We start from the raw sequence: 26,541 nt of genomic DNA on the forward strand, positions 1-26,541 counted from the left end.
GTGGTAGTTCGCGTCACACCAATACCCTACTGATTGTTTTCTTCGGCTCGCTCGAATGGAACCCGAGATGCTACTTGGGAGTAACCCCGAGAAGCGGAGCGAGCTGCGTTGCGATGGGATTCAAGTTGAGGGTGTCCGGCATGACCTTCGGTTTGAAATCCCAGGGTTGAATCGTGTCCGGATCGGCGAACACGATTCGGTCTGCACTTCGCACACCGGTCACGCTCCCCTGAGGCACGTCACAATTGGCCTCCGTGTTGTACGGGAAGTCCTGCTGGGTGTCGTCGAAGTTCGGATCCCGCCGCTGCATTTCGGCGAGGATTTCATGCGTCCCCTCGTAACCGATCGTGCACGACGGCGGGTTGTTCGTCTCGAGCACGATGCCCTGGTGCACCGTTCCGTCGTTCGGCGCGACGGTCGACGCGGAAGCGGCGATGGCCGGAAGGAACATCAGGATCGGTCGCAATGCGATCGCCTGAGGCGCCAGCTTCTGACCCAGCGCCGACAGGTTGGTCAGATCGGTCGTGAGACTGGGCCCCGTCCGATCGACCAGCAGGCCGAGTTCGTCGCTGGCAGGGATGCCGTTGTCGATGACCGCCCGCACGTCGGGGTCACTGGTGCGCAGCTGCGCAGCGACGGCGTCGAGATCCGAGCTGAACTGCATGATCGCTGACGACTGATCCGACTGCGTTGCCAATACCGTCTGGCTGTCGCGGATCAAGGTCAGGGTTTCCGGTAGAACGTCGAGCCCGTCATCGGTCAGCGTGGACAGAGCATCCGCCAGCGTCTGGAGATCCTCGCCCTTGCCGTTCAATGCCGTTCCCAGTTCAGTGGTGACCGTACGCAGCGCATCCGTCGGAACCGACCGGACCAGCCCGTTGACACTCATCAACACCTGCTCCACCGGCACGGGGGTCGAGGTGTTGGCCTCGGTGATCATCGAGCCCTCGGCGAGGTACGGGCCCTCGTTGCTGTCCGGCTGGAGGTCGACGTACTGCTCACCGATCGCGGAACGGTTGGCGACGACCGCCTTGGCCGAAGCGGGGATCTCGGGGCCGCCCTTCTTGAGCTTGAGTTCGACGTTCAGTCCGTCCGACGTGAGTGACAGCTCGCCGACCCGTCCGACCGGCACTCCCCGGTATGTCACCTCGGCATTGGTGAAGATGCCACCGGAATCCCTGAACTGTGCGTTCACGTCGTACTCGCCGAACCCGAGCAGATTGTCGAGACGGACGTACTTGGCGCCCACGTAGACAAGGCCCAACAGCGCGACCACGGCAAAAGCGACGAGCTGAACTTTGACCAGTCGCGATCTCACTGTCCACCCCCAATTCCGAACTGCTCGAGCAGTCCCCCCATCGGGTTCTGCGGGGACGGTGTCTCCGCGCCCGGGGTTGCGCCGGCGGGCGCGGTGCCGGGCAGCGCCGGGAGCCGCAGGCCCGAAGTCGGGACTGGAACGATGGGGGGCACCGGCAGCAGTGAGATCGTCGGCCAGCCCGGTCGCGGACCGTTGCCGTTGTAGTACGGGTTGGTCGGGTCGACGATCGGCTTCGGCTCGCCGAATTTCGGCGGCACGTACACCGGATTGCCCTGCCCGACACCGAGTGCGCTCAGCGCGTCACCGATCTGGAGATCGACCGACAGGAAAAGGTTGACCGAGCCACCGAGAGCGATCTGCTCCACTCCGTCCGGGAACGGAACCGTCGGGATGAACGCCAGGGAGTTGGGTAGGTCGTCGCCGGCATCGGCCAGCGCCTTGAGTGTCGGACGAAGCGCCAGGAGGTCGGCGATCAGATCGTTCTTCGACCGGGTGATGACATCCGTGCCGACCGCACCGAGCCGATCGAGCTGCACCAGCATCTGCGTCAGCTGCGGGCGTTGCTCGTTGAGCACCTGGGCAGCGATCGGCAGGTCATCCAGGATGAGCCCGATCTTCTCGTTCTGCTCGTTCACGCGCGTCGTCAGGGCGTCGAGGCCGTCGAGCGCCCGCGTGATGTCGTCCCGTTGCTGATTGAGACCGTCGATGAGCGTGTTGGCCTGCTCCAGCAAACTGCGGACCCGGCCTTCACGACCGTCGAGGGCAGTGCTCAATTCGTGCACGATCGGCTGGAGCTGCCCGACACCACCGCCGTTGAGCAACAGCGACAGCGCGCCGAGGACCTGCTCGATTTCGGTGGCGTGCCGGGTGCGATCGAGGCTGATCGTGTCGCCGCTCTGCAATCGGTCCGGATCCTTGTCTTCCGGCGGTTCGGACAACTGCACGAACTTTTCACCGAGGAGGTTGGTTTGTTCGATTGCCGCGACTGCATTCGCAGCCAGGTCCACCGACGAATCGAGGATGACCTCGACATCGGCCGTCCAGCCGTCCGGAGCCACCTTGATCGACTCCACCCGACCCACCGGAACACCGTCCACCTTGACGGCCGACTGGGGTACCAGGTCGAGCACGTCGTCGAACTGGATCGTCAGGTGCATGGGGTCGCTCCCGACGTCCGGCCCACCGGGCAGCGGAACACCGTAGATACCCTCCGACGAACAGGAGCTCACTGCGAGGGCGACAGCGCACACCCCGGCACCGACAATGACCGAACGCCTCATTCGCCCTCACCGCCTACTGCGTCGTCGAACCGTGGCGACACGACACCCGGCACCGTGCCGGGAGTGACCGTTCGCTGGATGTTCTCGCCGCTCAGGATTCCGAACGGGAGCACGAGCGTCGGCGAGGTCACCGATGCCGTGATCTGCGAGGTGATGTTCTTGCAGTTGTCGATCAACGGCTGCATCTGACGCCCCAGCGCTTCGAAACGCGGATCACCGGGCACGAGCCTGCCGAGGTCGATCAACTTGCAGATCACACCGGCAGGATCCTGAAGCTCGGGGAACGCCAGGCGCGACGCCAGGTTCCCGGACTCCGCGTCGTACGAATTGGCCAGGTTACTGACGGCCAACGGGAGCAATGTCAGCGAGTTCACCAACGAGTCGCGGTTGTCGGCCAGCGTCTGGGTGACCGGGACGAGATCGTCGAGATTCTCGGCGAGCAGCTCCCGGTTGTCGGCGACGAACTTCGAGACGTCACCGAGAGCGATGGCCAGCTGGTTCAGCGCCGCACCGAGGTTTTCGCGCTCGCCGGCGAGGAATCCGGACAGGTCGGCCAACTGCGTGTTGAACTCCCGGACCTGCTGATCGTTGGCAGCCAGAGCACTGACGAACACCTGGAGGTTCTTGACGGTGTCGAACAGGTCGCCACGACTCTCGTTGAGCGTACGTGCGGCGTCCGAGAGCTGATTGATGCTCTGCCCCAACGCCTCACCGTTGCCATCGAGGTTCGCGGCGCCGGTCTCGACGAATTCGGTCAGTGCACCCTCCTTGTTCGCGCCTTCCGGACCCAGGGCGGCCGAAAGCTTCTCGATACTCGCGTACAGCTCGTCCACCTCGACGGGCGTAGCCGTGCGATCCCGCGGGATCACGGCACCGCTCTCCATCGTCTCTCCGCCGGTATAGACGGGCGTGAGCTGAACGTAGCGGTCGGCGACCACGGACGGTGTGACCTGTGCGGCCTTCGCGTCGGCGGGAATGTCGATGCCGCGGTCGACCCGCATCTCGACCTTCACTTGATCACCCTGTGGCTCCACCGAGTTGATCGATCCGACCTTCACTCCGAGGACACGGACGTCGGAACCCTCGTAGATGCCTACAGACTTGTCGAAGTAGGCGGTGATCTTGGTGGTGCCTGCGCGGGTGAACACCCACCACAGCGCCCCCGCGACCACCAGCGCGACAATGACGATCGCCGCGATTACTGCGATCTGACCGCGGTTGGTTCCCCGGGTTTCTCCGTTGTCGGTGTCAGCCATCAGTTACCCCCCAACGTACGGACGGGATCACGGGGTCTGGGAATGTCCGGGAGACCCGGCGGAAGAAGGTTGACTACGACCTGGTCGAACCAGCGCCCGTTGCCGACCACGTTCGTGTAAAGGCGGACGAACGGTTCGTACAGTTTCATCGCCCTGTCCAGGTTCTCGTTGTTGGCCTTGAGAATTTCGACGACCCCGTTGAGTTGTTCGAGTGCGGGACCGATCGTGGCTTCGTTCTCGCGTACGAGACCTGTCAACTGCTGCGACAGCCTCTGGGTTCCGGTCAGCAGCTGTGAGATCGACTGCTGGCGACTGTTGAGTTCGGCGAGCAGAAGGCCTGCATCGGTGATCAGCCGGTTGAATTCGGCGTTGCGGTCGGCGAGTACTTTCGTCGTCGTACCGGTCGCGTCGAACAACTTCCGCAGTTCCTGGTCGCGGCTCGCGATGGTCTCCGACAGCCTGCTGACGCCGTCGAGCGACGCGCGGATCTCCGACGGCGTGCCCTCGAAGGCCTGCGACAAGGTCACCATGCTTTCCGCCAGCTGATCGGAGTCGATGTCGCCCACCGTCTCCGCTGCCGCCGAGAACGCTTCCACCACGTCATAGGGAGAGGTGGTGCGCTCCAGCGGAATCGGGTCATTGGGATTCAACGAGTCGGAACCCCGGGGGTCGAGAGCCAAATACTTCTGGCCCAGAATCGTTTTGATCTGAATAGATGCCGAGGTTTCGTTGCCCACCCACGCATCGGTGACCTTGAAGTCGACGTTGACGTGGTCTCCGTCGAGTTCGACAGCGGTGACCTTGCCGACCTTCACACCGGCGATGCGCACCTCGTTGGACGGCTTCAAGCCTGCAGCCTCGGAGAATTGCGCGGTGTAGGTCGATCCGGCACCGATCAAGGGCAGCGAGTCGAGGAAGAATGCCGACAGGGTCGCCAAGAGCACCACGAGGATGCCGAGGGCACCAGCCACTGCCGGGCTGCGACGTTTTCTCATCGTGTTTGCAACTCCCGTAGGCCGTCCAGCGAGCACCGTTTCGCCGAGTTGGTGTACAGCGGCTGGTTCACGGTCGGCAGGCCGGTGGGCAAGTTCAGTTGAGGTGCCGTTCCCGGGCCTGCAACGATGTCGATTCCGCACAGGTAGAACTGGAACCACGAGCCGTAACTGGCCGCCCGCCCGAGCTTCTCGAGCTTGATGGGAAGAGTCTCCAGAACGCCGTTGACCGTATCGGAGTTGCGGTTCAACGTCGTCGCCAGCGTATTGAGCGAAGTGATGGACTCCTGAATGGACGGCCTCGTGGGTTCGAGGAGATCTGCGGTCGCGTCGGTGAGGCCGGCGAGGGACGTGACCGCCGACCCGACGGTACCGCGCTCTTCGGACAACCCGGTGACGAGCTGCTGTGTGTTCACGATCAGGGCATCGAGCTGGTCGTCGCGCTGGTTGACCGTGGCGAGCACATCGTTGAGGTTGTTGATCACCGCACCGATCACCCGGTCCTTGTCCGCCACCGTGTTGGTGAGACTCGCGGTGTTCCGCACGAGTTCGGTGATGGTTCCCGACTCGCCCTGGAACACCTGGATGATCTGGTAGGACAACTTGTTGACGTCCTCGGCGCTGAGCGTCTGGAAGAGCGGACGGAATCCGTTGAACAGCGTCGTGAGGTTCACTGCGGGTTTGGTCCGCTCGAGCGGAATGGTGTCACCGGCGGTGATCTTCTTCCCCTGCTGGCCCTCGCCCTGCTGGAGCGAGATGTACCGCTGCCCCACAAGGTTCCGGAATCGAATCGTCGCAGTGGTGCTCGCGGGCAACCAATCTCGATCAGCCACGGTGAACTGCACCTCGGCGTCGCGATCGTCGACGATCGAAATCTTCTCGACCTGGCCGACTCGCACTCCTGCGATACGCACTTCGTCACCCTCGTTGAGGGAGGTGACATCCGAGAAGATCGCGTTGAACTTGGTGCCGCCGCCACCACCGAGGTTGGCGATGGTGGCCGCAAGCAGACCTGTGGCCAGGATCGTGACCACGGCAAAGATGATCAGCTTGATCAGCGGCGCAAGGAGGCCCCTCACTTGAAACTCACCTCAGTCCCCCTCATGGTCGGTGCACCGACGAGTGTCGTCCAGCTCGGCACGTCCTCGGGCGCCATGCCTCCTGCTTCGCCGTACACGACGTCGAGCGTGTCCTGTTCCATCTTCGAACCCGCATAGCTGGCGGGTGTGACCTCGGCTCCCCATCCCGGAACCTGGTCCGGCACGCCGGCCGGCGCGGGGAAGAAGTCGATGGTGGACGGTCCCGGGTTACGCGAAGGTACCTGGTAGGCACCGTCGTTGTACGACGACCCACCCGGATACTGCGGGAACTTGCCGCCGGGTGCGGTGACGTTGTCGTAGCAGGCGGGTCCGCGGTTGTCGAGCAGGCGCGGCTCGTCCTGGTTAGGCAAGTATCGGCCCTTCGGGTTGACGAACTGCACGCTGGCACGCACACCCGGGTTCGGGTCGTCCGGCGCAAGCAGTGCACGTGCGATGGGAGCCGTCTTCGCGAATCCGGCGAACGTGCAGCCGAAGCTCGGCGAATACCGGCCGAGAATCTGCAGCGCCTCACGGGAATCGGCCGCGATGTTCACGATCGACTCGGCGTTGGTCTGCAGGAGGTCTGCCGTGCTCGCACCCGTCCCGGTCAGGGACACCAGCAGTGTGGAGAGCTCGTTCTGCTTCTCCACCACGGTGTTCCCTGTGGTCCGCAGGTTGTCGAGCGCGTTGACCAGGTCCGGTGCCGCCTCCGAATATGTTTGCGAGAAGTCTGCGATACCCCGCAGGTCTTCCTGAATCGCAGGAAGTTCCGTGTTGAGTCCGGCGAAGATCTCCTCGAGCCGGTCGAGCGTCAGACCGAGTTCGGCGCCGCGTCCACTGAGTCCCTGCGACAGTGCGCCGAGCGTGTTCGCCAGGTCCTGCGGCGGGATCGCCTGCAGCAGCGGCAGCAAGCCGTCGAGGACCTCGCCGATCTCGACGGCATTTCCACTCTTGTCTTGCTCTAGAACGTCACCGGCCTGGATCGGCGGAGCCGTGTCCCCCTCCGGCACGATCAGCGACACGTACCGTTCGCCGAACAGGGTTTTGGGTAGCAATCGCGCCGTCGCGTTGGACGGAATGAGCTCGGCCTTGTCCGGCTGAATGGCCAGATCCAAGGTGACCTCACCCTCCTTGGTGGAGGCCGACCGCACCTCTCCGACGATCAGGCCACGCACCTTGACGTCCGCATTGGGCGGGAGCGCATTTCCGACGGTGTCGGTGACAAGCCCGATCTTGACCACCTTCGTGAACGTCTTGTTGAACATGCCGATCGTGACGGCCAGGAACAGAGCCAGGACAAGGAAGAACACCAGCCCCAGCACCCGTCGACCCACAACAGATGATGTGTTGCTCATCCGGCCACCCTCACTGTGGTCGTCGTGCCCCAGATGGCGAGGCTCAGGAAGAAGTCGAGTACGGCGATCGTCACGATCGCGGTGCGGACCGCCCTGCCCACGGCCACGCCAACGCCGGCGGGGCCGCCCGAGGCGTGATAGCCGTAGTAGCAGTGGATCAGGATCAAGACGAACGCGAAGATGAGGACCTTCGCGAACGAGTAGAGGACGTCTTGCGGTGGCAGGAACAAGTTGAAGTAATGATCATACGAACCGGTCGATTGACCATTGAACAAAGTGCTGATGAGCCGGGACGCAAGGTATGCCGCAAGAAGACCCACGATGTAGAGCGGAATGACGGCAACGAACCCGGCGACCATGCGCGTGGTGACGAGGAACGGAACACTCGGCACCGCCATGACTTCCAGTGCGTCGATCTCCTCGGAGATACGCATCGCACCCAGCTGCGCCGTGAATCCACAACCGACTGTTGCCGACAGCGCGAGAGCCGCGACGATGGGTGCGATCTCACGGGTGTTGACGTAGGCGGACAGGAAGCCGGTGAGCACGGAGCTGCCCAGCTGCTCCAAGGCTGCGAAACCTTGCAATCCGACGACTACACCGGTGAACCCGGACATCATCGCGATGACGCCGATGGTTCCGCCGATGACGGCGAGCGCCCCACTGCCGAAGGTCACTTCGGCGAGCAACCGCAGAACTTCCTTGCGGTAGTGCACGAGCGTGTGCGGCGACCACGCGATCGCCCTGGCGTAGAACGACATCTGCTCGCCGGCCCGGTCGAGCACGTTGAGTGGCGCACGCCCGACACGGCGCGCAGCCATGAGCGTCCGGTCACCGCGTCCCTTTGCGATTGTCATCGGGTCACGATCCCTTCGCCGGAACGATCTGGAGGTACACCATGGTCAAGATCAGGTTGGCAAAGAACAGCAGCAGGAACGTGATGACCACCGACTGGTTCACGGCGTCACCGACACCCTTGGGACCGCCCTTCGGATGCAAACCCTTGTACGCCGCAATGACACCGGCGATGACACCGAAGACGGCCGCCTTGAGTTCACCCACCCAGATGTCGGGGAGCTGCGCGAAGGCCGAGAACGATGCCAGGTACGCACCGGGATTGCCCCCTTGGAGAATCACATTGAAGAAGTAGCCGCCGGCGATACCGACCACGGACACCAATCCGTTGAGGAGAATCGCGACGAGAACCATCGCGAGGACCCTCGGCACCACGAGGCGCTGCACGGGGTTGATACCCAGAACCTCCATGGCATCGATCTCTTCGCGAATCGTTCGCGCACCGAGATCCGCCGTGACAGCCGAGCCCGCAGCCCCTGCCACAAGCAGTGCGGTCACCAGCGGGGAACCCTGCTGAATGACGGCGAGCACGCTGGCCGCTCCCGTGAACGACTCGGCACCGAGCTGCTTGATCAGCGACCCCGTCTGCAGTGACACCACTGCGCCGAACGGAATCGCCACCATAGCGGTCGGCAGGATCGTCACGCTCGCGATGAACCAGGCCTGTTCGATGAACTCGCGGAACTGGAATGGTCGTTTGAACGTGTTTCGTGCGACGTCGACGAAAAGCTCGACGATGTTTCCGGCCTGCGTCAGCGCACCGTTGACCGGCCGCAAGACGGAGCTGCGGGTAACCCCCATCCGTTATGCCTACCCTTGCCCGTGAGTGGTGTTCTCGTATCCTTCGCCCCGGTATGCCGGGAGGACCTGCGTATCTTCCTGGCTGTAGGCGTAGTCGTAGTCGCCGCCGTTGCCGGATGTTTCGTCGAGGCTTTCCTGAATTGCGGCCTGCGCGCTCGGCGGCAGGGTGTGCATGATGTGGCGGACGCGTTCCTGCCGGCGGGCCACGGCCTGCCGGAACGGCATCCCCGGCGTCGCCTTCATCTGCGGGACGATGCCCTCGACGTCGTCGACACCACCGGCATGGTGACCAGCGTCGACCATCGCCTGCTCCTGCGCCATCTGGGCCTCGTCCTTCTCCTCCGACATCCCGATCGGACCGATCATCGTGCCGTTCAGGAACTGCTTGACCACCGGCTCCTCACTGGTAAGCAGCACCTCCCTCGGCCCGAACATCACCAAATGCCGACGGAACAGCATGCCGATGTTGTCCGGCACCGTCCGGGCGAGGTTGATGTTGTGCGAGACGATCAGAATCGTCGCGTCGATCTCGGCGTTGATGTCGATCAACGTCTGCGAAATGTAGGTGGTGCGCACCGGATCCAGACCCGAGTCCGGCTCGTCCACCAAAATGATCTGCGGATCGAGCACCAGGGCGCGGGCCAAACCGGCACGCTTGCGCATACCACCGGAAATCTCCCCCGGCAGCTTCTCCTCGGCCCCGAGGAGGCCGACGAGTTCCATCTTCTCCATCACGATCTTGCGGATGTCGGATTCTGACTTCTTCGTGTGCTCGCGCAGCGGGAACGCCACATTGTCGAACAGGTTCATCGACCCGAACAGAGCGCCGTCCTGGAACAGCACACCGAACAGCTTCCGGATCTCGTAGAGCTCCTTGGACGAGCACTCGAGAATGTTGGTGCCGTCGATCACGATCGAGCCCTGCTCCGGGCGGAGCAAACCGATCAACGACTTGAGAAACACCGACTTACCCGTACCCGACGGGCCCAGCAGCGCACTGACCTCACCTGCCGGAAGGGTCAACGTGACGTCCTGCCAGATCCTCTGCGAGCCGAACGACTTGGTCAGTCCCTCGACGGCTACCTCGACACCCACCATTACCTCCGCGACCGTTCGATGCATACACCCCGTGTGGGTTGGGTCACTCTATCGCATCGAAGTGTTACCTGTGACAGAGTATGCTACTCACCGGTAAGAAAGCATGCCAACACCGGGTCCCACAATGCAAAACATACCCGCTGAGCTGCGGTGACGAGGGCGTTTTGAGCTGGTCGTACGTTCAGTTTCTCGCGCTGAATTTCGACACTCCGGAGTCCGTCCGGACATGAAAAAGGGCCACTCCCCACAAGTGGGAAGTGGCCCTCGTTCGTCCGCTCGGGTAGAGCAGCGCGAAACCGTCTTACTTGACGGTGATCTTCGCGCCTGCAGCCTCGAGCTTCTCCTTGGCGGCGTCGGCCGCGTCCTTGGCAACCTTCTCCAGGATGGCCTTCGGAGCACCCTCGACGAGGTCCTTGGCTTCCTTCAGGCCGAGGCCGGAGACGACCTCACGAACGACCTTGATGACCTGGATCTTCTTGTCGCCGGCCGACTCGAGGACGACGTCGAACTCGTCCTGCTCCTCGGCAGCGTCGGCGCCGGCAGCAGCCGGGGCGCCCGCAGCGGCAACGGCGACCGGAGCAGCCGCGGTGACCTCGAAGGTCTCCTCGAATGCCTTCACGAACTCCGACAGCTCGAGAAGGGTGAGCTCCTTGAACTGGTCCAACAACTCTTCGGTGCTGAGCTTCGCCATGATGGCGGTCCTTCCTGTAAGTCCCATGTCGCTGATCCGCGACCGGGCGGGGTTATAGCTGTGATGCGCGGGTGCGGATCAGCTTTCGGCGGGAGCCTCGGCCGGAGCTTCTGCTCCACCCTCGGCGGCCCTCTTCTCCTGCAGTGCGGCAGCCAGACGGGCCACCTGCGAGGCAGGAGCATTGAACAGGCCTGCGGCCTTTGCCAAGTTGCCCTTCATCGCGCCGGCAAGCTTGGCCAACAGGACCTCGCGGGACTCGAGGTCCGCAATCCGGTTGACCTGATCCACGGACAGCGCAGCGCCGTCCATGTAGCCGCCCTTGATGACGAGAGCCTTGTTGTCCTTCGCGAAGTTCTTAATAGCCTTCGCTGCATCGACCGGCTCGCCCTTGATGAATGCAATGGCGGTCGGACCGACGAAAAGGTCGTCAAGGCCTTCGACGCCCGCTTCAGCAGCGGCACGCTTGACCAGGGTGTTCTTGGCGACGGAGTAGGTGGCACCCTCTCCGAGAGCGCGTCGCAGTGTCGTGATGTTGCCCACCGTCAGACCACGGTATTCCGTGATCACAGCAGCGGTCGAACCCTTGAACTGCTCGGTGATCTCCGCAACTGCGGAAACCTTCTCAGGCTTTGCCATACTTCGCCTCCTCTCATGACAGTCGTTATCCCACTTCGGAGCCGCTGCGCACGTCCGAGGATCCGAACAGTGCACAGTCCACGACATGCAAAACGCCCCGGTGCAGGGCACACGGGGCGGAAAAGGAGGCATTCAGCCGGGTACGAAACCGCGACCGAGACGCATCCCCCTACCTCGTCCTCCTGCGTGGGCCGCCGGACATTCCCGGACTTTCAATCGCACCCTCGCGGGGACGATCACCAACGGTCTTGGGTAGAACATGATTTGGGGTGGAGTTCGAATCCTGCATGAACTCCGCAGCACAGACTACGGCATCACCGGCCGCGCCACCAAATCGGCGTCTTCACGACCAGGGGCGACGCCGCGCAAAAGCAGCTCGGCCGGTACGGAGATCTCCATACCGGCCGAGCTGTGCACAGGTGACGAACTTTACGCGTCGGCATCCTCGAGAAGGTTGCGGGTGCGGTTCGGGTCCACCGGGATGCCCGGGCCGGTGGTGGTCGAAACGGTGACCTTCTTGACGTAGCGGCCCTTCGCGGAGGACGGCTTCGCACGCAGGATCTCGTCCAGCGCGGCGCCGTAGTTCTCCACCAGCTTGGCGTCGTCGAACGACGCCTTGCCGATCACGAAGTGCAGGTTGGCCTGCTTGTCGACGCGGAAGTTGATCTTTCCGCCCTTGATGTCCGCGACAGCCTTCGTGACATCTGCGGTCACGGTGCCCGTCTTGGGGTTCGGCATCAAACCACGCGGTCCGAGGACGCGGGCGATGCGGCCGACCTTGGCCATCTGGTCGGGGGTTGCGATCGCGGCGTCGAAGTCGAGCCAGCCACCCTGAATCCGCTCGATGAGGTCCTCGGCACCGACGGCGTCGGCTCCAGCTGCCTCGGCCTCAGCGGCCTTTTCTCCGACTGCGAACACGATGACGCGGGCGGTCTTACCGGTGCCGTGCGGCAGGTTGACCGTTCCGCGGACCATCTGGTCCGCCTTGCGGGGGTCGACGCCCAGACGAACGGCAACCTCGACGGTCGCGTCCATCTTGCTCGACGACGTTTCCTTCGCCAGCTTCGCAGCCTGCAGCGGGCTGTACAGCTTGTCGAAGTCGATCTTCTCAGCGGCGGCGAGGTACGCCTTGCTGCGCTTTGCCATGTTTTCTGTCCTAACTTCTCACCACAGTGTGTGACCGACTGCAGTGGTGAATGGTTCAGTAGTGGTCAGGGCCTGGCCGGCCCTCCCACGCGTTCTCTCGACGGCCTCGGCCGTCATACGGAAACGGCTCAGCCGTCGACCGTGATGCCCATCGACCGGGCGGTGCCGGCGATGATCTTCGCGGCCTGCTCGATGTCGTTGGCGTTGAGGTCTTCCTGCTTGGTCTTCGCGATCTCGCGCACCTGGTCCATGGTCACCGAGGCAACCTTGGTCTTGTGCGGCTCGCCGGAGCCCTTCTGGACGCCTGCAGCCTTGAGCAGCAGCTTGGCAGCCGGAGGGGTCTTCAGCTTGAAATCGAAGCTGCGGTCCTCGTAGACCGAGATTTCGACCGGCACAACATTGCCGCGCTGAGACTCAGTCGCCGCGTTGTAGGCCTTGCAGAATTCCATGATGTTCACGCCGTGCTGACCAAGCGCGGGACCCACGGGCGGTGCAGGGTTAGCCTGACCGGCCTGGATCTGAAGCTTGATGAGCCCTGCGAGCTTCTTCTTCTTGGGGGGCATCTCGATTTCCTATTTGTTGCTGGGTGTGTTTCTTGCTACTGCAGTGCAAGTGTGTGTGGCGCTAGATCTTCGCGACCTGCGTGAAGGACAGCTCGACGGGCGTCTCGCGACCGAAGATCGAGACGAGAACCTTGAGCTTCTGCTGCTCCGCGTTGACCTCGCTGATACTGGCGGGAAGCGTCGCAAACGGGCCGTCCATGACGGTGACCGACTCGCCGACCTCGAAATCGACCTCGATGAGCGGCTTCGCGAAGCTCTCTCCCCCGGTGTCACCGGCGGACACTGCCGCGGCGGCAGCCTGCTTCTTCTGCTCCTGCTGCGGCAGCAGGAACTTGACGACCTCGTTCAGCGTCAGCGGCGACGGCCTGGAGGTGGCCCCGACGAATCCGGTGACACCGGGCGTATTGCGCACGGCTCCCCAGGACTCGTCGTTGAGCTCCATCCGGACGAGGATGTAACCGGGCAGAACCTTCCGGTTGACCTGCTTGCGCTGGCCGTTCTTGATCTCGGTGACCTCTTCGGTAGGAACTTCCACCTGGAAGATGTAGTCACCGACATCGAGGTTCTGGACACGAGTTTCGAGGTTAGCCTTCACCTTGTTCTCGTAGCCCGCGTAGGAGTGGATGACGTACCAGTCACCAGGCGCACGGCGCAGGGCGGCCTTCAGCTCGGCGACCGGATCCTCGGGCTCCTCGGCGACGACTGCGTCGTCAGCGGGCGCCTCTTCGGCGACGGCAGCCACGTCGTTCGACGGCTCGGCTACCTCGTCACCGGCACTGTCCGGAGCATCGATGCCCTCGTCGGCAGCCTCGACATCCACTTCGGCTGCCGCCTCGGCAGAAACACGCTCTTCGGCCAAGGCCTCATTCGTGTCGTTCTCGGGGGTGCTCACTGGGGCACTCGCTTCCTCTCGTCACTCACATACTTCGGATCCACCGGGGCGGACTCCGTCAACCGAACAACCAGGTGACGCCTTTGATGACCGCAAGATCGAGCACACCGATGAACGCCACCATGAACACCACGAAGACGAGCACAACGCTGGTGTAGGTGATCATCTGCTTGCGGTTGGGCCAGATGACCTTGCGCAGCTCCGCGATGACCTCGCGCAGGAACCGGCGAAGCCGCTTGAAAATGTTCTCCTTGTGCGGCTTGTCGGCACGGTCCTTCGTCGCGGGACGGGCCTTGGTGATCGTCTCGGCTCTCGCGCGTTCCGGCGTCTTCACGGAACTGGCAGCGACGCCGGTGCCGGCCTGCGACCGACGGCTCTGACGTTTGCCGCTCGGCCTTGCCGAGGGACTCTCGGAACGCGTGGTGGCGTCGGCCGCGGTGTCGTCGACACCGTCCGGGCGCGTCGACCCTGAAGTGTCGCCGTCGCGCTTGGCGCGCTCCTCGCTCACGTCGTTCCTCTCAGTCGCTGGCAATCCGGGGGCAGGGGCGACAGGACTTGAACCTGCAACCTGCGGTTTTGGAGACCGCTGCTCTGCCAGTTGAGCTACGCCCCTTTGGTCGGGTGACCTGGTCCCGAGTTACCTCTGGACCAATTCTTGCCCGACCTCTCTGTGATTACATGACACGCGCGCCGCCCTGTGTCGGCCGAACAGCACCGTAGGGCAGCGCGCAGCGCTGAGTAATCCCAGAAATCTCAGTGTACTTCAAAGCCCCGGAACAAACCCAATCCACCCGGCGGTCAGGCCAGACGGACCGTTGCCGTGGCACGACCGAAGATCTTCTTTCCTTCGGAGCGCGCCACGATAGCGACTACTGCAGTCTTGCTCTCTTCATCCACCGACTTGACCTTGCCGGTGTATTCGACCTCGGCGGCCTCGTCCTCGCGGACGTACACCGAGCTCGTGAAGCGTACATTGTATTCGGTGACCGCGCCGGGGTCACCGAGCCATGAGGTCACGAATCCACCACCGAGACCCATGGTGAGCATCCCGTGGGCAATCACATTGTCCAGGCCGGCGAGCTTGACGACTTCGTCGCTCCAGTGGATCGGATTGGGGTCACCCGAGACGCCCGCGTAGTTGACCAGGTCGCCACGCGTGAGACGCACAATGCGCTCGGGGAGTTCGTCACCCACCGAGACGTCCTCGAACTTACGAAGCGCCATGCATGATCACGTCCTTGACTGCGTGAGCGATGTTCTCGTCGACCTCGCCGCCGGTCCGCGCGACAAGCGTGGTCCAGGTGGTCTGCACGAGTTCGTCGTTCTGGTCGGTGACGATGTTCTTGGTGGTGATGATGTCGCTGCCACCCATCTGACGGAAGCCGTCCAGATAGACGTCGCAGAACAAGCGATCCCCGACCTTGATCGGCTTGTGGAACACGAGACGCTGATCCGTCTGAAGGATCTGACTCGGGTCGTAACCGGTGACGATCTCCTTGAAGAGGCGGCTCTGAGCGATGATTCCGACAAGCGAGATGAACGTGAGCGGAGCGAGCAGGCCGTCGTAGCCGAGGCCGCGGGCGGCGTCCTCATCGTGGTGAGCGGGGTGCCAGTCCTGCACGGCCCGCGCGTACTCGCGCACCTTCTCGCGACCGACCTCGTAGAAGTCGTCGACGCGGTAGTGGTGCCCCACCATCGCCAGCGCGTGCGCAGCCGGATCCTCGGGAACGTCCGGAGACACGCTCGTCTCGATCTCTGTCACAGTGTCAGTCACGCGAAAGAACCTCTTCTACCCTGGGCGTGGGAACGCGAGGGCAGCCTCGAAGCTTCCCTCGCGAACTCAACTCCCGGCCGGAACCGTGCTACTTCGACTCGCGATGCGACTGGTGGGTTCCGCAGTTGGGGCAGAACTTCTTGATCTCCAGGCGATCGGGGTCGTTACGCCGGTTCTTCTTGGTGATGTAGTTACGGTGCTTGCATACCTCGCAGGCCAAAGTGATCTTGGGCCGAACGTCAGTCGAGGAGGCCACGGGATGCCTTCTTTCGGGTGTATCTGATTACGAGCAATCAGGGTGGATCATGCATATTGTGTAGCGGTGACCGGACTTGAACCGGCGACGCAACGATTATGAGTCGTTTGCTCTACCAACTGAGCTACACCGCCTCGGTGTCGAGTGTCGCGCACGAAGCGCTTCACCACAATCCAGCGAGCCCCCTAACGGAATCGAACCGTTGACCTTTTCCTTACCATGGAAACGCTCTGCCGACTGAGCTAAGGGGGCGTGCTTCACTCGCACATCGCTGTGCGCTGAAGCCTTGACGAGATTACACAGAGTTCGCGCCGAGAACCAAATTGCCTGGTCACGGTTCTCCGAAACTCCACCCACCGGACGTTACGCGCTCCCGGGAACGATCGCGGAAAGCCCGAACCACAGGTACCCAACGACAGAACCCCGGTGAGCTGGTGCTCACCGGGGTTCTGTGTGTGGCAGATGTAGGATTCGAACCTACGTAGGCATAAGCCGACGGATTTACAGTCCGCTCCCATTGGCCGCTCGGGCAATCTGCCGGGTTGCACGAGGAGCGCGAATCTCTGCGAGATCGCTCTCCACTGCGGAAAGAAGAATACAACGAACGGCCCCCCGTTTTGCAAACCGGGTGGATACGGGCGGTTGCGAACCGATAGCGTCGAATCTGCTCACTAGCATTCAGGTGAGCGCCCGTCCGGATCGCGGCGGGGGAAACAGACGGAAACCGGGAGTGTGCAGTGGCTGATTCGTCCTTCGATGTGGTGAGCAAGGTGGAGCGTCAAGAGGTGGACAACGCCCTGCATCAAGCCGGCAAGGAGCTGTCGACCCGTTTCGACTTCCGCAACACGGGCGCGTCCATCGAGTGGTCCGGTGAGGAATCCATCACGCTGACGGCCGACACCGAGGAGCGACTACTTGCCGCCCTCGAAGTTTTCAAGGAGAAGTTGATCCGCCGGGACATCTCGCTGAAGGCCTTCGACGCCGGCGAGCCCGCGCAGTCGGGGAAGATCTACAAACTCACCGGCACGCTCGTCCAGGGCATCACCACCGAGAACGCCAAGAAGATCACGAAGAAGATCCGCGACGAGGGACCCAAGGGCGTCAAGGCGCAGATTCAGGGCGACGAGCTGCGCGTGAGCAGTAAGAAGCGCGACGACCTACAGGCAGTCATCTCCCTGCTCAAGGGGGAGGACTTCGGCATCGCGCTGCAGTTCGTGAACTACCGGTAGGCGCTCCGCGCTCGTGCGCCTTTCTGGTAGCTGGAGCAACCAGAAAGGCGCACGGGCGGTGAAGCCGCCTACCGGCCGGCCATCCGCTCGAGACGCTCGATGCGCTCGGCCATCGGCGGGTGGGTGGAGAACATGCGGCTCATCTTCTCGCCGGTACGGAAGGGGTTGGCAATCATCAGGTGCGACTGCGCGGCGAGCTGAGGTTCCGGGGGGAGCGGGGCCGCCTGGGTGCCCCGCTCGAGCTTGCGTAGCGCGGAGGCCAGGGCGAGAGGGTCACCGGTCAGTTCTGCGCCCGACTGGTCCGCTTGGTATTCCCGGGACCTCGACACCGCCAGCTTGACGATGGTGGCCGCGATGGGGCCGAGCAACGACACCAGCAGCAGCGCGAGCGGGTTGGCGCCCTGTCCCCCACCCCGTCCGCCGAACATGTTCGCGAACATGGCGAAGTTCGCCAGCCCGGACACGACGGCGGCCATCGTCCCAGCCACCGACGAGATCAGGATGTCGCGGTTGTAGACGTGCGACAGCTCGTGTCCCAGGACCGCCCGCAGTTCGCGTTCGTTGAGAATCTGCAGGATGCCGCTGGTGCAGCAGACCGCCGCATGCCGAGGGCTGCGACCCGTGGCGAACGCGTTGGGGGCACTGGTGGGGCTGATGTAGAGCCGGGGCATCGGCTGATGAGCTGTAGTGGCCAGCTCCCGCACGATGCGGTAGATGGCAGGCGCTTCCACCTCGGTGATCGGCTGCGCATGCATGGCCTTGAGGGCCAGCTTGTCGCTGTTGAAGTAGGCGTACGCATTCATGCCGACCGCGAACACGATGGCCAGCAGAAGGATGGTCGTGTTGCGGAACAACGCGCCGATGAACACGATCAGCGCCGACATGCCGACCAGCAGAACCAGGGTCTTAGCCCCGTTTGCGTACCCGCGCACGGCTCGCCTTCCTTTTCGTCGTCACCCGATCACGATCGCCCGAATACCGGATCTTGATCATTCAACGAAGCAGGGTGGTGAGACGGTTCCCGGTGTGTACAGCGTGGAAATCGCGCGAGCAATCAGGTTCGACGATACGGCTCAGCCGACGCGTTCGACCGTGTAATCGACCAGCTTGACGAGCGCGTCGTTGGCGGGACCTTGGGGTAGCTGGGCGAGCTGCGCACGCGCCTCCACGGCGAACTCCTCCAGCTTCGCCTTGGCCTGCGCCATCCCAGGCGACCGCGCGAGGAGCTCGAGCGCCTCGGCGACGTCGTCATCGTCGGTGACGGGGCCGTCGAGAAGCACACGCAGCCGGTCTGTCTCCGGTCCCTCGTCGCGCAGCGCATACAACACAGGAAGGGTGTGCACGCCCTCGCGCAGGTCGGTCCCTGGTGTCTTGCCGGACTGAGCCGACACCGAGGAGATGTCGATGATGTCGTCGGAGATCTGGAAGGCCGTGCCGACCGCGTCGCCGAGACGTTCGAGCCGCTCCACGTCGGCGGCGTCCGCGCCGGAGAAGGTGCCGCCGAAACGTCCGCACGCAGCGATCAGTGAACCCGTCTTCTCCCACACCACCTTGAGATAGTGCTGGATCGGGTCCTGCTCGCCGCGCAGGCCGATCGTCTCGCGCATCTGCCCGGTCACCAGTTCGGCAAACGTCTCGGCGATGATCTGGACAGCAGAGGGACCCAACGTGGATACGAGGCGGGAGGCGTGGGCGAACAGGTAGTCGCCCGCCAGGATCGCGACACTGTTGCCCCACCGCGAGTTGGCACTGGGCGCGCCTCGGCGCATCGACGCCTCGTCCATCACGTCGTCGTGGTAGAGCGTGGCCAGATGGACCAGTTCGACGACGGTGGCGGCGGTGACCACCGACGGATCGGACGCTTTCGGACCCAGCTGAGCGGTGAGCACCGTGAACAGCGGGCGGAAGCGCTTACCTCCGGCCTTCGCGAGGTGCAGCGCGGCCTCGGTGAGAAAGTCCTCTCCGTCGGAGAGTTCGCTGACCAGCAGTTCCTCGACCTGTTTCAGCCTGTCGCGGACCGTGGCAGCGAGCTGAGTGTCGCCGAGATCGATCCCGGCGACCGTAGTGCCCTCTACAGCGTCGGCAGCGGTGTGTGCTGCGCCCTCGGTGCTCACGTTCTCAGTACCCATTCCTGTCGTCAGTGACGGCTCGGTTCCCGCGCCGTCGGTGACGGCTGGTACCCACGGTAGAGAACCTAGCGGTTGCGGCGGCCATCGGCCTCGCCGCGGTCCCCGGGCGTGGCCTGACAGGATGTAGGTGTGGTCGTAGCAGAACAGTCGCCCGCGGGGTCCCCGCTTCCCGTCGCCGCCGATGTCCTGGTCATCGGCGCTGGTCCCGCCGGTTCCTCCGCCGCCACCTGGGCCGCGCGTGCCGGCCGCGACGTGGTACTCGTCGACGCCGCCGTGTTTCCCCGGGACAAGACGTGTGGTGACGGCCTCACCCCGCGTGCCGTCGCCGAACTCGACCACCTCGGCCTCGGTGAGTGGGTGCGGTCGAAGGGCACCAACCGCGGGCTCCGGCTCAGTGGATTCGGGCAGGAACTCGAACTCGAATGGCCCGGACGGTCGTTCCCCGCCGTGGGGAGCGCGGTGGCCAGGACCGAATTCGACGACAAGCTCCGAACGACTGCGGTCGAGGCGGGCGCCGTGATGGTGCAGGGGGCCAAGGCGGTCGGCGTCGAGCGGAACGGCGACCGGGTGAGCGCGGTGACGGTGCAGACCGGCGACGGGACGCACACCATCAAGTGCCGCACCCTGATCGTGGCCGACGGGGTCCGGTCGACGTTGGGCAAGAAGCTGGGCCGGGAATGGCACCGCGACACCGCGTACGGCGTCGCCGCGCGCGCCTACATTGCCACGGCGCGCAGTGACGATCCGTGGATCACCTCCCACTTGGAGTTGCGTGACGGCGCCGGCACTCTGCAGTCGGGGTACGGGTGGGTGTTTCCCCTCGGCACCGGCGAGGTGAACATCGGGGTCGGCACCCTCGCCACCGCCAAACGGCCGGCGCCGGGCGCGCTCCGGCCACTACTCGACCTGTACACGGCACAGCGGCGCGAGGAGTGGGCCTGGGACGGCGAACTGCGGGCGGTGGCGTCCGCGTTGCTGCCGATGGGCGGCGCGGTGTCCCACGTCGCCGGGCGCAACTGGGCCGTCATCGGCGACGCCGCGGCGTGTGTGAACCCGCTCAACGGCGAGGGGATCGACTACGGGCTCGAGGGTGGACGTCTCGTGGCCGAAGTCCTCGATGCGGACGATCTGACGGAGCTGTGGCCCACCATCCTCCGCGAGCGCTACGGGCGGGCGTTCTCGGTGGCACGTCGGCTCGCCGGACTGCTGACCGTGCCCCGGGTTCTCCCGGCGTCGGGTCCGGTGGCAATGCGCTCGCGCGCGCTCATGACCATCGCCGTGCGCGTGATGGGCAACCTCGTCACCGAGGAGGACAACGACCTCACCGCCCGGGCATGGCGTGCGTCCGGCCTGGCGTCGCAGAAGGCGGACACCCGGCCGCTGTTCGGTTGAGGCCGGTCAGCGGCTGGCGCGGTGCAGGGCAACAACCCCGCCGGTGAGGTTGCGCCACTGGACGTGTCGCCACCCTGCCGCCTCGATGCGCTGGGCGAGTTCGGACTGTGTCGGCCAGGCGCGAATGGACTCCGCGAGATACACGTACGCATCAGGGTTGCTGCTGACCGCGCGGGCGACCCGCGGCAGCGCCTTCATCAGGTACTCCATGTAGATCGTCCGGAACGGCCCGAACACCGGCGTGGAGAACTCGCTGACGACGAGGCGGCCGCCCGGCTTGGTGACGCGGGCGATCTCCCGCAGCCCGGCATCGAAGTCCGAGACGTTGCGGAGGCCGAACGAGATGGTGGCCGCGTCGAACACCGCGTCGGCGTACGGCAGGTGCATCGCGTCCCCCGCCACCATGGGAACCTGCCGGCCGATGCCCGCCTGCAGCATTCCCTTGGAGAAGTCGGTGGCCACGCACCACGCCCCCGACCGCCCGAGTTCGACGGTCGACACACCGGTGCCCGCGGCAAGGTCGAGAACCCGTTCCCCCGGCTTGAGATCGAGGGCCGACCGAGTCGCCTTGCGCCAACTGCGGTCCTGCCCGAAGGACAGGATGGTGTTGGTGAGGTCGTAACGCTTCGCGACGCCGTCGAACATCGACGCGACTTCGTGCGGATCTTTTTCGAGCGATGCCCGCGAACCGTGTGTAGTTGCCACACCCGGAACGCTACCAACCTCGTCGGGTGCCGGGATCGGCGCTAGTCGACGCCTGCCCGGCCGATGTCTGGGTTGGCCGCGCATGCTCGGGGAACGATCCCCGTGCCGTCGTCAGGCAGCCCGGGACGCGCGGAAGCCCGCAGACCCGGTGACCTCGGCGTAGTGGTCGAGCAGCTCGCTGCAGATGGCCGGCCACGTGCGGTGCAGCACCGATCGGCGGGCCGCCTCACCGAAGCGCGCCCGCATCCGCCGGTCACTCAGCGCCTCGACGGCACTGGGTAGCAGCTCGGCGAATCGCTCGACCGGCAGCAGGTAACCGTTGCGGCAGTGTGTGACGAGGTCGCGTGGCCCTCCGGCGTCCGGGCCGATTACCGGAATGCCGCTGGCCAGCGCTTCCTGGACGGCCTGGCAGAACGTCTCGTGCTCACCCGGATGCACGAACACGTCCAGGCTCGCGTAGGCCTCCGCGAGTTCCGTGCCGCCGAGTTGGCCGGTGAAGACGGCATCCGGCATCAGCTTCTGCAAACGGCCCCGCTCCGGCCCGTCGCCGATCACCACGAGCTGGATTCCGGGGTGTCCGGCCAGCGCGGCAAGTCGCTCTACATGCTTTTCCGGAGCGAGCCTGCCCACGAACCCCACGATCAGACGGTCCGGCTCCGGCGACCAGGAGTCGCGCAGGTCCGTACTGCGGCGAGACGGCGCGAATCGGCTGGTCTCGACTCCGCGGGCCCAGCGGTGCACGCGGGGAATGCGCTGCTCGGCAAGGGCCTCGACCGCAGACGTCGACGGCGCGAGGGTGCGCGTGCATCCCTTGTGGATTCGGCGGGTCCAGGCCCACGCCGCGCGGCTGGTAATTCCCAGGCCGTAGCTTTCGGCGAAACCCGCGACGTCGGTCTGATAGATCGCCACCGTCGGCACGTCCAGCCGGTGCGCCGCGCCGAGCCCGCCCGCGCCGAGCAGGAACGGCGACGCCAGGTGAATCACGTCGGGCTCGAACGCACGCAGTTCCGCCGTGAGTCCCGGTTGCGGCAGTCCGACGGGGAGGGAGCTGACTTTCGGAACCATGACCGCGGGCACCCGATAGACGGGCACACCGTCGTGTTCCGTCGAGGCAGGAGGCTGTGAACCGACGGTGTCCGGGGCGACGACCATCGCCTGGTGTCCGTCCCGCTGCAAATGCTCGAGAACCCGGAGCACCGAATTGGTCACACCATTCATGTTGGGCAGGAACGACTCCGCGACGATCGCTACTCTCACGACGCACAGCGTGGCAGTGCCCGTGGTCACGGCGGCGAGGACGATATGACCGACGCGCGAAGTTCCGGCGAACTCACGATGACATTGCCGGAGAAACCGCCGCGTCCTCTCGTCTGCGTAGATACCAGATCAGCGGTCCCGCGATGAGCCAGGTGACCACGATGAGCGACCCGGCAGGGATCACGGCGACACTCGCATCCCGGCCGGATACCCGGACGAGGTCCGGGTCGGCCCGTGCGTACTCGACGTCGATCCGTTGTCCGGCCGTCAACCGCGTCGGGTACAGCACGCCCAATTCCGGATTGTGCGTCACGCCGTCGGGCGTCACGAAGCTGATCGCCGACCGCAGCGAGCCGGCCGACAGCACCTCGGCCGTCGCGACACCCATGTCCGATTGGATCGTGCGGTCGTTCCGCCACGCTGCCACCACCAACAGCACGGCGAGGATCGAGATGCCGGCGGCCGTGACGACGATGCCGCGCCGCACCCGGCCCGTCACCCGTGCGTTCACAGCTGCGCCCGGACCGCTGCATGCAGTTCGCGCAGGCCGGAACGCTCGGTGGTCACCTCGAGCACCCGGATTCCGCGTTCACCGGGTGTCCCGGGGTTGTTCAGTTCGGCGGACAATTCTTCGAGCCCGACGAGGTGGTGCTCCACGCGATAGGCGGCGCACAACGCGGCGAGGTCCATGCCGTGTGGTGTGCCGAAGACCCGTTCGAACACGCCCGCGTACTGGGGGTCGCCCTGTTCGAGCAGTTCGAAGATGCCACCGCCGTCGTCGTTTGCCACCACGATGGTGAGATCACGGGGACGCGGTTCTCCCGGTCCGATGAGCAGCCCGGAGGCGTCGTGCAGGAACGTCAGATCGCCGAGCAGAGCCACCGTGCGGCCCTCCTCGTAGGCAAGGGCCGCCCCCACCGCGGCCGACACGGTGCCGTCGATCCCGGCGACTCCCCGATTGGACAGAACCCGGATCCGCGGCGACGGGTAACTGACGAGCGCGGCATCTCGCACCGGATTGGACGCCCCGAGGAGCAGTTGGTCACCGTCGGACAATGCGTCCATCACGGTGGCGGCGACGTGCAGGCCGGTTGCCTTCGGATGGGACGCCAGCTGGGCGCGCACCGCTTTGTCCGTGTGCTCGGTGAGGGTCCGGCAACGGGCGATCCAGGCCGGGTCCGGTTCACCCGAGACCACGGCGCGGGTGCCCGTGGCGAGAACGTTGCCGGAGACGTCGGGCCAGCGCGGGCCGGTGGTGAGCGCGTACACGGCCACGACCGGATCGGCGAGAAGTTTCGACACCGGCCGGTGCAGGGTGGGGCGGCCGGTGATGATTGCCTGCCGCGGTTTGAGCTGGGGCAGCGCCATCGGATGCACCGGTATGCCGTGGAGCGGCGCCGTCGGCTCGGCGACCGTCGGGAGTCCGGCGAGTTCGGGCCGTAGAGCCGACCCGTGACCGGAGATGACGATGGTGTCGGGGGTGAGGTCGAGCTCGACCGGCACGTCGAGCGTCGCGTGCTGAGTGGTGGTCCACGCCGCCCCACCCGGCCGTCCCTGCGGGATCGGCCCCTGCGCGTGGACGTCGGGAACGAGCGGTTCCCGGAGCGGAATGTCGAAGTGCACGGGACCGGCGTTGCCCGACCTCGTGCCGCGCGCGGCGGCGAGGACCCGGCACACGGCCGAACGCCACTGGCTGTTCTGACCGGCGTCGTCCTCCGCCAGCCCCAGGCTGATAGTGGCGCGGACCTGGCTCCCGAACAGTCCGAGTTGCTCGATGGTCTGGTTGGCGCCGGTACCGAGCATTTCGTAGGGGCGGTTGGCACTGAGCACCACGAGCGGGACCCGGGCGTAGTTGGCCTCGAGAACGGCCGGCCCGAGGTTGGCCACGGCAGTACCCGAGGTCATCACGACGGGCACCGGCCGACGACCGGCGACGGCCAATCCCAGCGCGAGGAATCCCGCGGTCCGCTCGTCGATGCGCATGTGCAGGCGCAGTCGACCCTCGAGGTCGGCCTTCTGCAGCGCGAAGGCCAGCGGTGCGTTGCGCGAACCCGGGCAGAGCACAACCTCGCGTACTCCCCCGCGGACCAGTTCGTCGACGACCGCGGTGGCTTGTGCAGTGGACGGATTCACACCATCCAGAGTGTCAGATCCACCGGCCGGTTCTGTCGGCGACCTCGTCAGGTGAGTTCGCGGCCACACCCCTCCGCTGACACGATGAACAGATGCGCACAGTCTTCGACCCCGCCGAACTTCCGCCCCGCCGCATGTACCAGGTGCTGACCGCGTCCGTGGTGCCGCGACCGATCGCCTGGGTGTCCACCCTCTCGGAGGACGGGGTAGCCAATCTGGCCCCGTACAGCTTCTTCTCGGTGTCGAGCACCAACCCACCGGTGGTGCAGTTCACCTCCGTCACCCGCAAGGACAGCCTGCGCAACATCGAAGCCACCGGGGAGTTCGTGATCAACGTGGCGACCGAACCCCTTATGAAGGTGGTGAACGCCAGTTCGGCCACCTACGACCACGACGTCGACGAGTTCGCGGCGCTGGGGATCGAGACCGAGGCGAGCGAGCACGTGCGTCCCGTGCGGGTGGCCGCCTCGCCGGTGGCGATCGAATGCCGCCTCGCGCAAATCGTTCCGGTCGGTGATTCGTTCGTGGTGATGGGCGACGTGCTGGCGGTTGCGGTGCGGGACGAAGCGGTTGCGGAGGACGGTCTGCCCGACTTCGCGTCCCTCGCCCCGCTCAGCCGCCTGGGCCGCAACGAGTGGGGGTTGCCGCCCGAAGTCGTGTTGCTGGACCGACCGCAACGACCCGAATAGCCGATCGATTGGTTAGGCTTACCTGACAAAATCGATTCCCTAGCCGGAAAGTAACCATCCATGGCCCAACGCAGCAAGTTCGTCAAACCCGAGACTCGCCGAATTGCGTCCGCCCGGGTGGTGGCCGGCAAGCAGATCAGTCCCAACTTCATCCGCGTCACCGTGGCGGGACCCGAACTGGACTCCGTGAAGCCGATGGGCTTCGACCAGTGGTTCCGGATGTTCATCCCCCAACCCGGACAGACCACTTTGCGGTTGCCGACCAGCGCGAGCAACCTCTGGTACGCGCAGTACAAGTTGATGTCGAAGGACACCCGGCCGGTCGTGCGCAACTACACGATCCGCGATTACCGTGCCGCCGGCACCGGACTGTTCGGCGACGAGACGGAGATCGACATCGACTTCGCCTCGCACGGCGATTTGGGTCCGGCTTCGGCCTGGGCCGCTTCGGCTTCGGCGGGCGACGAGGTTGCGATCCTCGACGAGGGCCGGATCTACAACCCGGCGCCCGGCGCCGAGTGGCAGCTTCTGGTCGGTGACGAGAGCGCGTTGCCGGCGATCGTCGGGATTCTGCGATCGGCGCCGCGGAACCTTCGAGCCGAGGTGTTCGTCGAGATTGCGGAAGCCGCCGACGCACAGGACGTTTCGGTGGGCGACGGAGTGAACGTGCACTGGCTGGTCCGCGAAAACGCAGGTGCCCGTCCGGGGCTGCTTGCGTTGGAGACGGTGCGGCAGGCAGATCTTCCGGCCGGGCCGTCGTACACCTTCGTCGCCGGGGAAAGTGACTTACCGACGGCTCTTCGACGCCACCTCGTGAACGACCGGCACATTCCCAAGACACACATTTCGTTCACCGGCTACTGGCGCCACGGCCACGCCGCCTACTGACCACAGGGAAGTGGGGGGGGGGGGGGGGGGGGGGCCGCGCCCCCGCCCCCGGGGGGGCGGGGGGGGGGTGGGTTGGGGTGGGTGGGCCGGACGGCCCCCCCCGCGGGCCGACGCCGGGGCGCGACCC

28 protein-coding genes and 4 tRNA genes are annotated in these 26,541 nt (G+C 64.9%); 4 read left to right on the plus strand and 28 right to left on the minus strand.

The window, feature by feature from the left end:
* Window positions 1-70 precede the first annotated feature (70 nt).
* The 22 genes from R4P95_RS01670 to R4P95_RS01775 all read right to left on the minus strand — a co-directional run bounded on the left by R4P95_RS01670 (window position 71) and on the right by R4P95_RS01775 (window position 16,531).
* Complete coding sequence (locus tag R4P95_RS01670) at window positions 71-1,318, minus strand: MCE family protein (protein ID WP_213573067.1); 1,248 nt, start codon at window positions 1,316-1,318, stop codon at window positions 71-73.
* Entirely contained in the window at window positions 1,315-2,598 is a 1,284-nt protein-coding gene (locus tag R4P95_RS01675; RefSeq protein WP_317746641.1) for an MCE family protein, read from the minus strand. The genes R4P95_RS01670 and R4P95_RS01675 overlap by 4 nt, the downstream gene beginning before the upstream one ends.
* The gene (locus R4P95_RS01680; protein ID WP_317746640.1) at window positions 2,595-3,854 is read right to left on the minus strand and encodes an MCE family protein; all 1,260 of its coding nucleotides are present in this window, start codon (window positions 3,852-3,854) and stop codon (window positions 2,595-2,597) included. The genes R4P95_RS01675 and R4P95_RS01680 overlap by 4 nt, the downstream gene beginning before the upstream one ends.
* On the minus strand, window positions 3,854-4,849 hold the full coding sequence (locus tag R4P95_RS01685) for an MCE family protein (protein ID WP_109327977.1): 996 nt from the start codon (window positions 4,847-4,849) through the stop codon (window positions 3,854-3,856). The genes R4P95_RS01680 and R4P95_RS01685 overlap by 1 nt, the downstream gene beginning before the upstream one ends.
* Window positions 4,846-5,925, minus strand: coding sequence for an MCE family protein (locus tag R4P95_RS01690; protein ID WP_213573070.1), 1,080 nt, complete (start codon window positions 5,923-5,925; stop codon window positions 4,846-4,848). Before R4P95_RS01690 ends, R4P95_RS01685 begins: the two co-directional genes overlap by 4 nt.
* Window positions 5,922-7,280, minus strand: a complete 1,359-nt coding sequence (locus tag R4P95_RS01695) for an MCE family protein (RefSeq protein ID WP_317746639.1) — start codon at window positions 7,278-7,280, stop codon at window positions 5,922-5,924. The genes R4P95_RS01690 and R4P95_RS01695 overlap by 4 nt, the downstream gene beginning before the upstream one ends.
* Window positions 7,277-8,137 (minus strand): MlaE family ABC transporter permease, encoded by an 861-nt coding sequence (locus tag R4P95_RS01700; RefSeq protein WP_159920377.1) that lies wholly within the window; start codon window positions 8,135-8,137, stop codon window positions 7,277-7,279. Before R4P95_RS01700 ends, R4P95_RS01695 begins: the two co-directional genes overlap by 4 nt.
* A gap of 4 nt (window positions 8,138-8,141) precedes the next feature.
* Complete coding sequence (locus R4P95_RS01705; protein WP_109327969.1) at window positions 8,142-8,936, minus strand: MlaE family ABC transporter permease; 795 nt, start codon at window positions 8,934-8,936, stop codon at window positions 8,142-8,144.
* A gap of 9 nt (window positions 8,937-8,945) precedes the next feature.
* Window positions 8,946-10,034: an ABC transporter ATP-binding protein gene (locus R4P95_RS01710; protein ID WP_109327967.1), complete on the minus strand. Its 1,089-nt coding sequence runs from the start codon at window positions 10,032-10,034 to the stop codon at window positions 8,946-8,948.
* A gap of 301 nt (window positions 10,035-10,335) precedes the next feature.
* Window positions 10,336-10,725 (minus strand): 50S ribosomal protein L7/L12, encoded by a 390-nt coding sequence (rplL, locus tag R4P95_RS01715; protein ID WP_012688867.1) that lies wholly within the window; start codon window positions 10,723-10,725, stop codon window positions 10,336-10,338.
* Window positions 10,726-10,803: 78 nt separating this feature from the next.
* A complete protein-coding gene (gene rplJ / locus R4P95_RS01720; RefSeq protein ID WP_109327965.1) occupies window positions 10,804-11,361 on the minus strand; it encodes a 50S ribosomal protein L10 in 558 nt (185 codons plus the stop codon).
* 429 nt (window positions 11,362-11,790) lie between these two features.
* A complete protein-coding gene (gene rplA / locus R4P95_RS01725) occupies window positions 11,791-12,507 on the minus strand; it encodes a 50S ribosomal protein L1 (protein ID WP_005252097.1) in 717 nt (238 codons plus the stop codon).
* A 128-nt stretch (window positions 12,508-12,635) separates the two neighbouring features.
* Window positions 12,636-13,070 carry a 50S ribosomal protein L11 gene (rplK, locus tag R4P95_RS01730; protein WP_109327963.1) on the minus strand — a complete coding sequence of 145 codons (435 nt, stop codon included), beginning with the start codon at window positions 13,068-13,070 and terminating at the stop codon, window positions 12,636-12,638.
* A 61-nt stretch (window positions 13,071-13,131) separates the two neighbouring features.
* Window positions 13,132-13,962: a transcription termination/antitermination protein NusG gene (gene nusG, locus R4P95_RS01735; RefSeq protein ID WP_317746636.1), complete on the minus strand. Its 831-nt coding sequence runs from the start codon at window positions 13,960-13,962 to the stop codon at window positions 13,132-13,134.
* Between the two features lie 58 nt (window positions 13,963-14,020).
* On the minus strand, window positions 14,021-14,470 hold the full coding sequence (secE, locus tag R4P95_RS01740) for a preprotein translocase subunit SecE (RefSeq protein ID WP_162603194.1): 450 nt from the start codon (window positions 14,468-14,470) through the stop codon (window positions 14,021-14,023).
* Window positions 14,471-14,502: 32 nt separating this feature from the next.
* Window positions 14,503-14,575 (minus strand) — tRNA-Trp (locus R4P95_RS01745).
* Window positions 14,576-14,760: 185 nt separating this feature from the next.
* Window positions 14,761-15,186 carry a (3R)-hydroxyacyl-ACP dehydratase subunit HadB gene (hadB, locus tag R4P95_RS01750; protein ID WP_109327957.1) on the minus strand — a complete coding sequence of 142 codons (426 nt, stop codon included), beginning with the start codon at window positions 15,184-15,186 and terminating at the stop codon, window positions 14,761-14,763.
* Entirely contained in the window at window positions 15,173-15,736 is a 564-nt protein-coding gene (gene hadA, locus R4P95_RS01755) for a (3R)-hydroxyacyl-ACP dehydratase subunit HadA (RefSeq protein ID WP_109327955.1), read from the minus strand. Before hadA ends, hadB begins: the two co-directional genes overlap by 14 nt.
* An 88-nt stretch (window positions 15,737-15,824) precedes the next feature.
* A complete protein-coding gene (gene rpmG, locus R4P95_RS01760; RefSeq protein ID WP_005252089.1) occupies window positions 15,825-15,992 on the minus strand; it encodes a 50S ribosomal protein L33 in 168 nt (55 codons plus the stop codon).
* A gap of 61 nt (window positions 15,993-16,053) precedes the next feature.
* Window positions 16,054-16,126: transfer RNA gene (locus tag R4P95_RS01765), tRNA-Met, on the minus strand.
* A gap of 45 nt (window positions 16,127-16,171) precedes the next feature.
* A tRNA-Thr gene (locus R4P95_RS01770) sits at window positions 16,172-16,244 on the minus strand.
* Window positions 16,245-16,448: 204 nt separating this feature from the next.
* Window positions 16,449-16,531: transfer RNA gene (locus R4P95_RS01775), tRNA-Tyr, on the minus strand.
* Window positions 16,532-16,729: 198 nt separating this feature from the next.
* Here R4P95_RS01775 and R4P95_RS01780 point away from each other — a divergent pair.
* Window positions 16,730-17,221, plus strand: coding sequence for a YajQ family cyclic di-GMP-binding protein (locus R4P95_RS01780; RefSeq protein ID WP_109327953.1), 492 nt, complete (start codon window positions 16,730-16,732; stop codon window positions 17,219-17,221).
* Between the two features lie 68 nt (window positions 17,222-17,289).
* On the opposite strand, the gene htpX is transcribed toward R4P95_RS01780, so the two are convergent.
* Window positions 17,290-18,153 carry a zinc metalloprotease HtpX gene (htpX, locus tag R4P95_RS01785; RefSeq protein ID WP_159920373.1) on the minus strand — a complete coding sequence of 288 codons (864 nt, stop codon included), beginning with the start codon at window positions 18,151-18,153 and terminating at the stop codon, window positions 17,290-17,292.
* Between the two features lie 141 nt (window positions 18,154-18,294).
* The gene (locus R4P95_RS01790; RefSeq protein ID WP_249353948.1) at window positions 18,295-19,350 is read right to left on the minus strand and encodes a polyprenyl synthetase family protein; all 1,056 of its coding nucleotides are present in this window, start codon (window positions 19,348-19,350) and stop codon (window positions 18,295-18,297) included.
* Window positions 19,351-19,479: 129 nt separating this feature from the next.
* Here R4P95_RS01790 and R4P95_RS01795 point away from each other — a divergent pair, with 129 nt between their 5' ends.
* Window positions 19,480-20,742 (plus strand): geranylgeranyl reductase family protein, encoded by a 1,263-nt coding sequence (locus R4P95_RS01795; RefSeq protein ID WP_317746635.1) that lies wholly within the window; start codon window positions 19,480-19,482, stop codon window positions 20,740-20,742.
* Between the two features lie 6 nt (window positions 20,743-20,748).
* On the opposite strand, the gene R4P95_RS01800 is transcribed toward R4P95_RS01795, so the two are convergent.
* The 4 genes from R4P95_RS01800 to menD form a co-directional block, all read right to left on the minus strand.
* Window positions 20,749-21,447 carry a demethylmenaquinone methyltransferase gene (locus R4P95_RS01800; RefSeq protein ID WP_109327939.1) on the minus strand — a complete coding sequence of 233 codons (699 nt, stop codon included), beginning with the start codon at window positions 21,445-21,447 and terminating at the stop codon, window positions 20,749-20,751.
* Window positions 21,448-21,558: 111 nt separating this feature from the next.
* Window positions 21,559-22,704 carry a glycosyltransferase family 1 protein gene (locus R4P95_RS01805; protein WP_317746634.1) on the minus strand — a complete coding sequence of 382 codons (1,146 nt, stop codon included), beginning with the start codon at window positions 22,702-22,704 and terminating at the stop codon, window positions 21,559-21,561.
* A 73-nt stretch (window positions 22,705-22,777) separates the two neighbouring features.
* A complete protein-coding gene (locus R4P95_RS01810) occupies window positions 22,778-23,215 on the minus strand; it encodes a DUF3592 domain-containing protein (protein ID WP_317746633.1) in 438 nt (145 codons plus the stop codon).
* A complete protein-coding gene (menD, locus tag R4P95_RS01815; RefSeq protein WP_317746631.1) occupies window positions 23,212-24,837 on the minus strand; it encodes a 2-succinyl-5-enolpyruvyl-6-hydroxy-3-cyclohexene-1-carboxylic-acid synthase in 1,626 nt (541 codons plus the stop codon). The genes R4P95_RS01810 and menD overlap by 4 nt, the downstream gene beginning before the upstream one ends.
* Before the next feature lie 92 nt (window positions 24,838-24,929).
* Here menD and R4P95_RS01820 point away from each other — a divergent pair, with 92 nt between their 5' ends.
* Together R4P95_RS01820 and R4P95_RS01825 are read left to right on the plus strand one after the other, a co-directional pair.
* Complete coding sequence (locus R4P95_RS01820; protein ID WP_213573077.1) at window positions 24,930-25,526, plus strand: flavin reductase family protein; 597 nt, start codon at window positions 24,930-24,932, stop codon at window positions 25,524-25,526.
* 60 nt (window positions 25,527-25,586) lie between these two features.
* Window positions 25,587-26,414: a siderophore-interacting protein gene (locus R4P95_RS01825; RefSeq protein WP_213573078.1), complete on the plus strand. Its 828-nt coding sequence runs from the start codon at window positions 25,587-25,589 to the stop codon at window positions 26,412-26,414.
* Window positions 26,415-26,541: the final 127 nt, after the last annotated feature.

The sequence above is a fragment of the Rhodococcus sp. IEGM 27 genome (genome assembly GCF_033142305.1).
GTDB lineage: Bacteria > Actinomycetota > Actinomycetes > Mycobacteriales > Mycobacteriaceae > Rhodococcus_F > Rhodococcus_F oxybenzonivorans.

Bases quoted from the DNA above. Each gene is read 5' to 3' on its own strand.
- R4P95_RS01675 (WP_317746641.1), bottom strand. From the start codon at position 2,598: ATGAGGCGTTCGGTCATTGTCGGTGCCGGGGTGTGCGCTGTCGCCCTC.
- R4P95_RS01680 (WP_317746640.1), bottom strand. From the start codon at position 3,854: ATGGCTGACACCGACAACGGAGAAACCCGGGGAACCAACCGCGGTCAG.
- R4P95_RS01685 (WP_109327977.1), bottom strand. From the start codon at position 4,849: ATGAGAAAACGTCGCAGCCCGGCAGTGGCTGGTGCCCTCGGCATCCTC.
- R4P95_RS01695 (WP_317746639.1), bottom strand. From the start codon at position 7,280: ATGAGCAACACATCATCTGTTGTGGGTCGACGGGTGCTGGGGCTGGTG.
- R4P95_RS01700 (WP_159920377.1), bottom strand. From the start codon at position 8,137: ATGACAATCGCAAAGGGACGCGGTGACCGGACGCTCATGGCTGCGCGC.
- R4P95_RS01705 (WP_109327969.1), bottom strand. From the start codon at position 8,936: ATGGGGGTTACCCGCAGCTCCGTCTTGCGGCCGGTCAACGGTGCGCTG.
- R4P95_RS01710 (WP_109327967.1), bottom strand. From the start codon at position 10,034: ATGGTGGGTGTCGAGGTAGCCGTCGAGGGACTGACCAAGTCGTTCGGC.
- rplL (WP_012688867.1), bottom strand. From the start codon at position 10,725: ATGGCGAAGCTCAGCACCGAAGAGTTGTTGGACCAGTTCAAGGAGCTC.
- rplJ (WP_109327965.1), bottom strand. From the start codon at position 11,361: ATGGCAAAGCCTGAGAAGGTTTCCGCAGTTGCGGAGATCACCGAGCAG.
- rplA (WP_005252097.1), bottom strand. From the start codon at position 12,507: ATGGCAAAGCGCAGCAAGGCGTACCTCGCCGCCGCTGAGAAGATCGAC.
- rplK (WP_109327963.1), bottom strand. From the start codon at position 13,070: ATGCCCCCCAAGAAGAAGAAGCTCGCAGGGCTCATCAAGCTTCAGATC.
- hadB (WP_109327957.1), bottom strand. From the start codon at position 15,186: ATGGCGCTTCGTAAGTTCGAGGACGTCTCGGTGGGTGACGAACTCCCC.
- R4P95_RS01790 (WP_249353948.1), bottom strand. From the start codon at position 19,350: ATGGGTACTGAGAACGTGAGCACCGAGGGCGCAGCACACACCGCTGCC.
- R4P95_RS01820 (WP_213573077.1), top strand. From the start codon at position 24,930: ATGCGCACAGTCTTCGACCCCGCCGAACTTCCGCCCCGCCGCATGTAC.
- R4P95_RS01825 (WP_213573078.1), top strand. From the start codon at position 25,587: ATGGCCCAACGCAGCAAGTTCGTCAAACCCGAGACTCGCCGAATTGCG.